The 10,327-nt window shown below is 73.9% G+C and carries 10 protein-coding genes and 1 rRNA gene; 1 reads left to right on the top strand and 10 read right to left on the bottom strand.

Going from position 1 to position 10,327, the window contains the following annotated elements; all coding sequences use genetic code 11:
* The 9 genes from ACI780_RS08470 to ACI780_RS08430 form a co-directional block, all read right to left on the bottom strand.
* Positions 1 to 124 (bottom strand): 16S ribosomal RNA (locus tag ACI780_RS08470); the annotation flags it as partial.
* 329 nt (positions 125 to 453) lie between these two features.
* A complete protein-coding gene (dapB, locus tag ACI780_RS08465; RefSeq protein ID WP_456870523.1) occupies positions 454 to 1,254 on the bottom strand; it encodes a 4-hydroxy-tetrahydrodipicolinate reductase in 801 nt (266 codons plus the stop codon).
* A 48-nt stretch (positions 1,255 to 1,302) separates the two neighbouring features.
* A complete protein-coding gene (locus ACI780_RS08460) occupies positions 1,303 to 1,680 on the bottom strand; it encodes a VanZ family protein (RefSeq protein ID WP_457002156.1) in 378 nt (125 codons plus the stop codon).
* A 5-nt stretch (positions 1,681 to 1,685) separates the two neighbouring features.
* Positions 1,686 to 3,032, bottom strand: a complete 1,347-nt coding sequence (locus ACI780_RS08455) for a M16 family metallopeptidase (RefSeq protein WP_457002154.1) — start codon at positions 3,030 to 3,032, stop codon at positions 1,686 to 1,688.
* A 34-nt stretch (positions 3,033 to 3,066) separates the two neighbouring features.
* Positions 3,067 to 5,373, bottom strand: coding sequence for a polyribonucleotide nucleotidyltransferase (locus ACI780_RS08450; protein ID WP_456870520.1), 2,307 nt, complete (start codon positions 5,371 to 5,373; stop codon positions 3,067 to 3,069).
* A 244-nt stretch (positions 5,374 to 5,617) separates the two neighbouring features.
* Positions 5,618 to 5,887 carry a 30S ribosomal protein S15 gene (gene rpsO / locus ACI780_RS08445; protein ID WP_089402566.1) on the bottom strand — a complete coding sequence of 90 codons (270 nt, stop codon included), beginning with the start codon at positions 5,885 to 5,887 and terminating at the stop codon, positions 5,618 to 5,620.
* 128 nt (positions 5,888 to 6,015) lie between these two features.
* The gene (locus ACI780_RS08440; RefSeq protein WP_456870519.1) at positions 6,016 to 6,984 is read right to left on the bottom strand and encodes a bifunctional riboflavin kinase/FAD synthetase; all 969 of its coding nucleotides are present in this window, start codon (positions 6,982 to 6,984) and stop codon (positions 6,016 to 6,018) included.
* A gap of 32 nt (positions 6,985 to 7,016) precedes the next feature.
* Positions 7,017 to 8,156 carry a branched-chain amino acid aminotransferase gene (locus ACI780_RS08435; protein ID WP_456870518.1) on the bottom strand — a complete coding sequence of 380 codons (1,140 nt, stop codon included), beginning with the start codon at positions 8,154 to 8,156 and terminating at the stop codon, positions 7,017 to 7,019.
* A gap of 107 nt (positions 8,157 to 8,263) precedes the next feature.
* Positions 8,264 to 8,587 (bottom strand): antibiotic biosynthesis monooxygenase family protein, encoded by a 324-nt coding sequence (locus tag ACI780_RS08430; protein ID WP_089402563.1) that lies wholly within the window; start codon positions 8,585 to 8,587, stop codon positions 8,264 to 8,266.
* Between the two features lie 72 nt (positions 8,588 to 8,659).
* Between ACI780_RS08430 and ACI780_RS08425 the strand changes: the two genes are divergently transcribed.
* Complete coding sequence (locus ACI780_RS08425; protein WP_456870516.1) at positions 8,660 to 9,343, top strand: HAD family hydrolase; 684 nt, start codon at positions 8,660 to 8,662, stop codon at positions 9,341 to 9,343.
* Positions 9,344 to 9,377: 34 nt separating this feature from the next.
* Here ACI780_RS08425 and truB read toward each other — a convergent pair whose 3' ends face one another.
* Entirely contained in the window at positions 9,378 to 10,295 is a 918-nt protein-coding gene (gene truB, locus ACI780_RS08420; RefSeq protein ID WP_456870515.1) for a tRNA pseudouridine(55) synthase TruB, read from the bottom strand.
* Positions 10,296 to 10,327 lie beyond the last annotated feature (32 nt).

The raw sequence follows: 10,327 nt of genomic DNA, 5'->3' as shown, positions 1-10,327 counted from the left end.
TTGCCCACGTGTTACTCACCCGTTCGCCACTAGAAACACCCCCGAAGGAGTGCCCTCGTTCGACTTGCATGTGTTAAGCACGCCGCCAGCGTTCGTCCTGAGCCAGGATCAAACTCTCCGTAGATGATTTGAACCAGGCTGAGAACCGCGAGCTGACACTCGCGGAATCCATCAACCAAAGGAATCCCATCCGAACCCCGAAAGGCCCGGAACGGGGTATTACTTGGCACTGACTTTCGGCACGCTGTTGAGTTCTCAAGGAGCGGACGCACACCAACTCCACCCTCTCGGGCTTCGTCGATGGCGACTCGTTCTACCTTACGCCGTCTTCCGGAGCTCTGCACCCTGGGTGCTTCTCCGTGGCCCTCGCGGGCTCCGTCCGGCGCAGAGAAGACAGTACACGACTCCCGGGGCCCGTGCACACGGGGTCTCCGTCACACCCGGGCGGCCGGCTCACAACCCCAGGAAGGACTCCAGTCCGACGGTCAGCCCCGGACGCCGGCCCACCTCGCGCACGGCGAGGAGGACCCCGGGCATGAACGAGGCGCGGTCGTAGGAGTCGTGCCGCAGGGTCAGGGTCTCCCCCGCCGCCCCCATGAGGACCTCCTGGTGCGCGACCAGCCCGGTGAGCCGGACCGCGTGCACGGCGATGCCGTCGACGTCGGCACCGCGGGCACCGGGCAGGGCGTCGGTGGTCGCGTCCGGCGGCGGCGGCAGGCCGGCGTCGCGGCGGGCTGCGGCCACCAGCCGGGCGGTGCGCGCCGCCGTGCCCGAGGGGGCGTCGACCTTGTTCGGGTGGTGCAGCTCGACGATCTCCGTCGAGGGGAAGAAGCGGGCGGCCTCCTGCGCGAAGCGCATGAGCAGGATCGCGCCGATGCCGAAGTTGGGGGCGATCACCACCCCGACGTCGGGCTTGGGCTCGAGCCACTCCGCGACCGTCGCCAGGCGCTGCTCGTCGAAGCCGGTGGTGCCGACGACGCAGTGGATGTCCTGGTCGATGCAGAACCGGATGTTGTCCATGACGACGTCCGGGCGGGTGAAGTCGACGACCACCTGCGCGCCGGCATCGGCGACGTTGAACAGCCAGTCGCCCTCGTCGACCATCGCCACCAGCTCGAGGTCCTCGGCGGCGTTGACCGCCTTGACCACCTCGGTGCCCATCCGCCCACGGGCGCCCAGGACGCCCACCGGGATCCGGGACGGCTCGCCGTCCGCGCGCGCCTGGGGATCGGGAGCAGGGGTACCGGTGGTCACCGCGTCAGTCTCCCGGGCCGCCCGGTCGGCGCAACCACGGCCCCGGGCTCAGCGGGCCGGGACCCGCCGCCCGACACCGGCCCAGGCCAGCAGACCCAGCCCCGTGCCGGCGACGTCGGCGAGCCAGTCGACGACCGAGCCCGAGCGCTGCAGGTCCGACAGCGCCTGCACCAGCTCGCTGACCGCTCCGTAGCCGACCAGCAGCACCGCCAGCGGGACGGCGCGGACCCCCGCCCACCGGCCCGCGAGGGCGAGGGCGAGGAAGAGCGCCAGGTGCACGAGCTTGTCGACGCCGGGCGGGGCGGCCGGCACGTCGTCGCCGGGCGCGAAGAGGACCGCGAGCGAGACGAGCACCGTGACGGCGAAGACGCCACGGGACAGCGCGCCGTGCACGCGGAGCGCGGGGTGCCGGGGCGGGACGGGCACGGACGTCAGAGCCGGTCGAGGTCGGACTCGCGGTAGGGGCCCACGACGGCCAGGCAGGTGTCGCGGCCGAGCACGTCGGCGGCGACCGCGCGGACCTGGTCCTCGTCGACGGCGGTGATCCGGTCGAGCACCTCGCGCACCGGGACGTACTCCCCGTGCGACAGCTCGCTCTTGCCCAGCCGGCTCATCCGCGACCCGGTGTCCTCCAGGCCCAGGACGGTGCCGCCGCGCAGCTGACCCCGGCCGCGGGCGACCTCCTCGGCGGTGAGCCCGTCGGCGGCCACCCGTGCCAGCTCCTCGCGGACCAGCCGGAGCACCTCCGGGACCCGCTTCTTCGCGCACCCGGCGTACACGGAGAAGGTGCCGGTGCCCGCGTAGGAGCCCAGCGAGGAGCCCACGCTGTAGACCAGCCCTCGCTTCTCGCGGATCTCCTGGAACAGCCGCGAGCTCATCCCCCCGCCGACCGCGGTCTCGAGGACCGCCGCGGCGTAGCGGCGCTCGTCGAAGCGGCTCAGCGCCAGGCCGCCGTAGAGCAGGTGGGTCTGCTCGGTGCGGCGGGACACCAGCCCGGCCGGCCGCGCCGGCCGGACCAGGTCGAGCTCCTCGCCGCGCCGCAGCGGCGCGGGGGCGGCGGGGCCGGCGAGCCGGTCGCCGAAGGCCGCCGTCACCAGGTCGAGCACCTGCTGGTGGTCCACCCGCCCGGCGGCGGTGACCACCATCGACGGGATCGCGTAGCGCGAGCGGTACCACCCGTCGACGTCGTCGCGGGTCAGGGCCTCGATGGACCCGACCGTGCCGAGGACCGAGCGGCCCAGCGCGGTGTCGCCGAAGAGCGTCTCGGCGAACAGGTCGTGCACGAGGTCGGCGGGCTCGTCGTCGCGCATGGCGATCTCCTCGAGCACCACCGTCCGCTCGGACTCGAGGTCCTCGGCGGTGTTGAGCGCGTCGGTGACGAGGTCACCGAGCAGCGCCACGGCCAGCGGGAGGTCGGTGTCGAGCACGTTCGCGTAGTAGCAGGTGTGCTCCTTGGCGGTGAACGCGTTCATCTCACCGCCGACGGCGTCCATGGCCGTCGCGATCTCCAGGGCGCTGCGGCTGTGGGTGCCCTTGAACAGCAGGTGCTCGAGGAAGTGCGAGGCGCCGGAGACGCGGGGGGTCTCGTCGCGCGAGCCCACGCCCACCCAGATGCCCAGGGTGGCCGAGTGGACGCCGGGCATCGTCTCGGTGAGCACCCGCAGCCCGCCGGGCAGCACGGTGCGCTCGACGCGGCCGCCCACCTCGTCGACGTCGAGGACGCGCGTGACACCGGCCGGGGCCGGGGCGGAGGCGAGGTCGGTCGACCCCGTCCCCACCCCGGCCCCGATCGGACCCAGGTCGGTAGCCGTGTCAGGCCTCCGCGGGCGCGTCGGCCGGGGCGGCCTGGTCACCGGAGGGGGCCGCGCCGTCACCGGCGGCGGCACCGTCGCCGTCCGCGGCCACCGGCACGAGGCTGATCTTGCCGCGGGCGTCGATGTCGGTGATCTCGACCTGCAGCTTGTCGCCGACGTTGACGACGTCCTCGACCTTGCCGATGCGCTTGCCGCCGCCCAGCTTGCTGATGTGCACCAGGCCGTCCTTGCCCGGCAGCAGCGAGACGAAGGCACCGAAGGGCGTCGTCTTGACGACGGTGCCGAGGAAGCGCTCCCCGACCTTCGGCATCTGCGGGTTGGCGATCGCGTTGATCCGGTCCACCGCGGCCTGGGCCGAGGGGCCGTCGGAGGCACCGACGTAGATCGTGCCGTCGTCCTCGATGGTGATCTCGGCGCCGGTCTCGTCCTGGATCGAGTTGATCATCTGGCCCTTGGGGCCGATGACCGCGCCGATCTTGTCGACCGGGATGCGCACCGTGGTGACCCGCGGCGCGTAGGGGCTCATCTCGTCGGGGGCGTCGATGGCCTCGTTCATCACGTCGAGGATGTGCAGCCGGGCGGCGCGGGCCTGGGTCAGCGCCTGGGCGAGCACGTCGGACGGGATGCCGTCGAGCTTGGTGTCCAGCTGCAGCGCCGTCACGAAGTCCTTGGTGCCGGCGACCTTGAAGTCCATGTCACCGAAGGCGTCCTCGGCGCCGAGGATGTCGGTCAGCGCGACGTACTCGGTCGTGCCGTCGACCTCGTCGGAGACCAGGCCCATGGCGATGCCGGCGACCGGGGCGCGCAGCGGCACACCGGCGTTGAGCAGCGACAGGGTGGAGGCGCAGACCGAGCCCATCGACGTCGAGCCGTTGGAGCCCAGCGCCTCGGAGACCTGCCGGATCGCGTAGGGGAACTCCTCGCGGTCGGGCAGCACCGGGACCAGCGCCCGCTCGGCGAGCGCGCCGTGGCCGATCTCGCGCCGCTTGGGCGAGCCGACGCGGCCGGTCTCCCCGGTGGAGTACGGCGGGAAGTTGTAGTTGTGCATGTAGCGCTTGCGCGTCACCGGCGACAGCGTGTCCAGCTGCTGCTCCATGCGGAGCATGTTCAGCGTGGTCACGCCGAGGATCTGCGTCTCGCCGCGCTCGAACAGCGCCGAGCCGTGCACCCGCGGGACGACCTCGACCTCGGCCGACAGCGGCCGGATGTCGGTGACGCCGCGGCCGTCGATGCGGACCTTGTCGCGCAGGATCCGCTGCCGGACGACCTTCTTGGTGACGGCGCGGAAGGCGGCCGAGACCTCCTTCTCGCGGCCGGCGAACTGCTCGGCGAGCGAGGCCAGGACCTCGTCCTTGAGGGCGTCGGTGGCGTCGTTGCGCTCGGTCTTGCCGGCGATCGACTGCGCCTGGGTGAGCCGGTCCAGGGCGGCGGACTCGACGGCGGCGTAGACGTCGTCGGAGTAGTCGAGGAAGCGCGGGAACTCGGCGACCGGCTTGGCCGCCTTCTCCGCCAGCGCCGACTGGGCCTCGCACAGCGCCCGGATGAACGGCTTGGCGGCCTCGAGGCCCTGCGCCACGACCTCCTCGGTCGGGGCGGTGGCGCCCCCGGAGACCAGCTGGATCGTCTTCTCGGTGGCCTCGGCCTCGACCATCATGATCGCGACGTCGCCGTCGGGCAGGAGGCGGCCGGCCACGACCATGTCGAAGACGGCGTCCTCGAGCTCGGCGTGGGTGGGGAAGCCGATCCACTGGCCGTTGACCAGCGCGACGCGGGTGCCGCCGACCGGGCCGGAGAACGGCAGGCCCGACAGCTGGGTGGAGGCCGAGGCGCCGTTGATGGCCAGCACGTCGTAGAGGTGCTGGGGGTCCAGCGCCAGCACGGTGATGACCACCTGGACCTCGTTGCGCAGGCCCTTGGCGAAGGTCGGGCGCAGCGGGCGGTCGATGAGGCGGCAGGTGAGGATCGCGTCCTCGCTGGGCCGGCCCTCGCGGCGGAAGAACGAGCCGGGGATGCGCCCGGCGGCGTACATGCGCTCCTCGACGTCGACCGTCAGCGGGAAGAAGTCGAAGTGCTCCTTGGGCTGCTTGCCCGCCGTGGTGGCCGACAGCAGCATGCTGTCGCCCATGGTGACGACGACCGAGCCGGCGGCCTGCTTGGCCAGCCGGCCGGTCTCGAAGGTGACGCTGCGGCTGCCGTAGCTGCCGTTGTCGATGACCGCGGTGGCGGTGGTGACCCCGTCCTCGGGGTCGTACTCGGCAGCCACGCCGTTGGTGGTCTGGCTGCCCTGGGTGGTGGGTGCGGACACGGTGTCCTCTTCCTACGTCGCATGCGGCGACGTCCTCTTCGTGGCGTCTCGCGCCGGACTGCTCCGGGATGACCGGTCTTCGATCGAAGCCCGCGGGGGTCCTTCCCCCTCCCGTGGAGGGGCATGCCCGGGGGCCACCACCGAGGACCGACCAGCGTCGGGCCGCACGGCGGGCGCCGTGGTCCCGTGGGGCGGGTGCCCCACGAGAGAGGGGACCGTCCCGGTGGGACGGTCCCCTCTGGGGTCAGCGGCGCAGACCGAGCCGCTCGATGAGCGAGCGGTAGCGGGTGATGTCGGTCTTCGCCAGGTAGTTCAGCAGCCGCCGGCGGCGGCCGACCAGCAGGAGCAGGCCCCGCCGGCTGTGGTGGTCGTGCTTGTGCTGCTTGAGGTGCTCGGTCAGGTCGCTGATCCGGCGGGTGAGCATCGCGACCTGGACCTCGGGCGAGCCCGTGTCCCTCTCGACCGTGGCGTACTCGGTCATGATCTGCTGCTTCGTGGCGCTGTCGAGCGGCATGGGCGGGCCTCCTGGCCTGGGTCACGTGTGGCCCCCGGTCTGGGTCACGGGGGCAGGTCGCACACTCGTCGGGCGGTGCCCGACCCCTCCGAGGCTACCAGCGCCGCCGGGGGCGACCCCCGCGGCGATCACCCGGCGGGGGGCAGCCCCAGCACGGTGCGGGTGCGGGCGACGTCGTCGGCCATCGCGGCGACGAGGGCGTCGACACCGGCGAAGGAGGTCATCGGCCGCAGCCGCGAGACGAACTCGACGCCGACGTGCTCGCCGTAGAGGTCGCCGGCGAAGTCGAGCACGTACGCCTCGACGGTCCGCCGCGAGCCGTGGAACGTCGGGTTGGTCCCGACCGAGATCGCCGCCGGGGCGCTGTCGCGCGTGGAGCCGTCCGGGGCGCGGGTCACCAGCGCGCCGGCGTAGACGCCGTCGGCCGGGATCGCGGTGAACGGCGGGCTCTCGACGTTCGCCGTCGGGTAGCCCAGCTCCCGGCCGCGCCGGTCGCCGCGGACGACGACGCCGTCGACCCGGTGCGGGCGGCCCAGCGCCCGCGCCGCGCTCTCCATGTCCCCCGCCGCGACGCAGGCGCGGATGTAGGTGGAGGAGATGGTGACCGCGCCGTCGGCCGAGTCGTCGCCGGCCAGCGGGATCCCCTCGACGGCGAAGCCGAACCGGCGGCCCTCCTGCGCGAGGGTCGTCACGTCGCCGGCCGCCCGGTGCCCGTAGGTGAAGTTCTCCCCGACGACGACGGCGGCGGCGTGCAGGTCCTCGACGAGCACGCCGTGGGCGAACTCCTCGGGCGTGAGCCGGCTGAACTCCGGGGTGAAGGGGATGACGCACATGGCGTCGACGCCCAGCCCGGCGACCAGCTCGGCCTTGCGGTCCAGCGAGGTCAGGATCGCCGGGTGCGAGCCGGGGCGGACCACCTCGGTCGGGTGCGGGTCGAAGGTGACCAGCACACAGGGCCGGTGCATCGCCCGGGCCCGGGCGACGGCGGTGCCGACGAGCTGCTGGTGGCCGCGGTGGACGCCGTCGTACATGCCGACGGTGACCACCGTGCGCCCGAGGTCGGCCGGGGTGGCCGCCAGCCCGCGCCAGCGCCGCACGCGCCGTCCTCCTGAGGGGTCCGCCGGGTCGCTCAGGCGACCCGGTGCAGCCAGCCGTGGGTGTCGGGCACCCGGCCGTGCTGGATGTCGAGCAGGTGCTCCCGCAGGCTCATCGTGACCGGGCCGGGGGTGCCGTCGCCGACGGTGAAGTCGCCGGTGCGGGCCCGCACCTCGCCGACCGGCGTGATGACGGCGGCGGTGCCGCAGGCGAAGGTCTCGGTGACCGAGCCGTCGGCGACGCCGGCGCGCCACTCGTCGACGCTGAAGCGCCGCTCGGTGACCCGCATGCCGCGCTCGCGGGCGAGGGTGATCAGCGAGTCGCGGGTGATGCCGGGCAGCAGGGTGCCGGTGAGCTCGGGGGTGACCAGCTCGGCGTCGTCGCCGGAGCCGAGGACGAAGAACAGGTTCATCCCGCCCATCTCCTCGACGTAGCGCTTCTCGGTCGCGTCGAGCCAGACCACCTGGTCGCAGCCGGCGGCGATCGCCTGCTCCTGGGCCAGCAGGCTCGCGGCGTAGTTCCCGGCGCACTTGACGTCGCCGGTGCCGCCGGGCGCGGCGCGGATGTAGTCCTCCGACAGGTACACCGACACCGGCTGGACCCCGCGCGGGAAGTACGCGCCGGCCGGGCTGGCGATGACCAGGAAGAGGTACTCGTTGGCCGGCCGCACCCCGAGGAAGGGCTCGGTGGCCAGCTGGTAGGGCCGCAGGTAGAGCGTCTGGTCGGGGCCGGTGGGCACCCAGTCGCGGTCGGAGTCGACGAGCGCGTCGACGGCGGCGAGGAACGCCTCCTCGGGCACCGGCGGCATGGCCAGCCGGCGGGCACTGCGGGCGAAGCGGGCGGCGTTGGCCTCGGGCCGGAAGGTGGCCACGCTGCCGTCGGGCTGGGCGTAGGCCTTGAGCCCCTCGAAGATCGACTGCGCGTAGTGCAGCGCGGCGGTGGCGGGGTCGACCTGCAGCGGCGCGTACGGCGTCAGCCGCGCGTCGTGCCAGCCGCGGCCGGCGGTGTAGCGGGCCACGAACATCGAGTCGGTGAAGTGGCGGCCGAAGCCGGGGTCGGCGAGCACCGCCTCGCGCGCGGCGACCGGGCGGCGGGCGACGTCCTCCACGGTCACCGGCACGCCCTCGGTGAAGACCCGGGTGGAGGTGCGGCTGTCGGCGAGCGTGTCGGTCATGTCTCCCACCTGCGTGAGCTCGTGCTGGAACCGGGCCGGCGGACGTCCGGCCCCGGCTCACAGTAGCGCCGGGCCCCGCAGCGGCCGGGCGCCGACCGCCGCGGGCTTCAGGGCCGGTCGGGCGCCGAGCTCTCGATGACCTCGTAGGACCACAGGTGGTGGGAGTCGCTGGCCGCCGGGGCGAGCTCGTCGCCGCCGCCGTCGTGGGCGCGGGCGAAGTCCTGGCCGTCCTCCCACGCCCGGTAGGCCTCCTCGCTCTCCCAGCGGGTGTAGACCAGGTACTGGTCGGTGCCCTCCAGGGGGCGCAGCAGCTCGAACCACTCGAAGCCCGGGGTCTTCTCCACGGCGCCGCCCCGGCCGCGGAAGCGCTCCTCGAAGCGCTCCTGGGCGTGGTGCGGCACGGTGATCGCGTTGATCTTCACGACGCTCATGCGCTCCCCTTGCCCGTCCCCGCCCCCCGGCTAACCGCAGCGGGGACCGCGCCGCCGGGTGAGGATGGCGCGGTGACCCAGGACAAGCGGCCCGGCGTGCTGTTCGACGTCGACGGGACCCTGCTCGACACCAACTACCTGCAGGTCCTCGCCTGGTGGCAGGCGTTCCGCGACACCGGGCACGAGGACGTGTCGATGGCCGACTGCCACCGCGCGATCGGCATCGCCAGCGAGCAGCTGGTCACCCACCTGCTCGGCGACGACGGGGCCGCCGACGCCGAGGAGGTGTCGGAGGCCAAGAACCGCCGCTACGAGCCGCTGCGGGAGCTGGTGACGCCCTTCCCCCGCGTCGACGACCTGCTGGCCGCCTGCCGGGACCGCGGCCTGGCCGTGGTGCTGGCCACCAGCGGCAAGGACTCCGACCTGGAGTGGATGGTCCCGGCGATCGGCGGGGAGGACGTCGTCGACGGGTCCACGACGTCGGCCGACGTCGAGTCGGCCAAACCCGCGCCGGACCTGCTGCAGACCGCCGCCGGGCAGCACGGCCTCGACCCGGCGCGCACGGTCACGGTCGGCGACACCGTCTGGGACGTGCGGGCGGCGAAGGACGCCGGCTTCCCCTGCATCGCGCTCACCTGCGGCGGCATCTCCCGGGCGGAGCTGGTCGAGGAGGGGGCCGACGAGGTCTACGACACCCCGGCCGACCTGCTCGCCCACCTGGACGAGTCGCTGATCGGGAAGCTGACCGGGGACTGACGGAGGGCCCCCGCGCGGGAGCCGTCCCCGGACCTCACGCGGGGAAGCCGACCGTGACCCGGGCGGTCGAGCCGGCGTCCTCGACCAGCGCCACCAACCGGCCGGCGGGGTCGACGGCGGCCACCAGCCCCGGGCGGCCGGTCGCGGGCACCCGCTGCCCGTAGCCGAGGGCGCGCGCCTCGTCGTCGGTGAGCCGGCGCTCGGGGAAGACCGCGGTGGCGGCGTCGGGGAGGCCGAGCACGCCCGGCCCGCCGCCGGCGGCCAGCGCGGCCGCGGCCTCCTCGACCGGCGCGGCCTGCGCCGTGGTGAACGGGCCCGACGCGGTGCGGCGCAGCGCGGTGAGGTGGCCGCCGACGCCGAGCGCGGCCCCGGCGTCGCGGGCGATGGCCCGCACGTAGGTGCCCGCGGTGCAGGCCACGGTGACCTCGACGTCGACCAGGTCGGGCGTGGGCCGGGTGAGGCGGTGCACGTCGATGCGGTGCACGGTGACCGGGCGCGGCTCGAGCACCACCTCCTCGCCGGCCCGCACCCGGTCGTAGGAGCGGCGGCCGCCGACCTTGACCGCGCTCACCGAGGAGGGCACCTGCTGCAGGGCGCCGGTCTGGGCGGCGAGCGCGGCGCGGACGGCGTCGTCGTCGAGGGCGGCGGCCGAGGTGGTGGTGAGCACCTCCCCCTCGCGGTCGTCGGTGACCGTCGTCTGCCCGAACCGCACGGTCGCGTCGTAGACCTTGTCCGAGCCGGCGAGGTGGCCCAGCAGCCGTGTGGCGGTCCCGACGCCGAGCACCAGCAGCCCGGTGGCCATGGGGTCGAGGGTGCCGGCGTGGCCGACCCGGCGGACCGAGAGCACCCGCCGGGCGCGGGCGACGACGTCGTGCGAGGTCATCCCGGCGGGTTTGTCGACGAGCAGGACGCCGGGGGTCACGTCGGCGTCGGCGGCGCGGCGGCGGCTCACCTCGGGGTCCCCGCGAAGACGTGGAGCGCCAG

It is taken from the genome of Geodermatophilus sp. SYSU D00814 (genome assembly GCF_054050055.1).
This window is presented reverse-complemented; position numbering and strand designations above follow the sequence as displayed.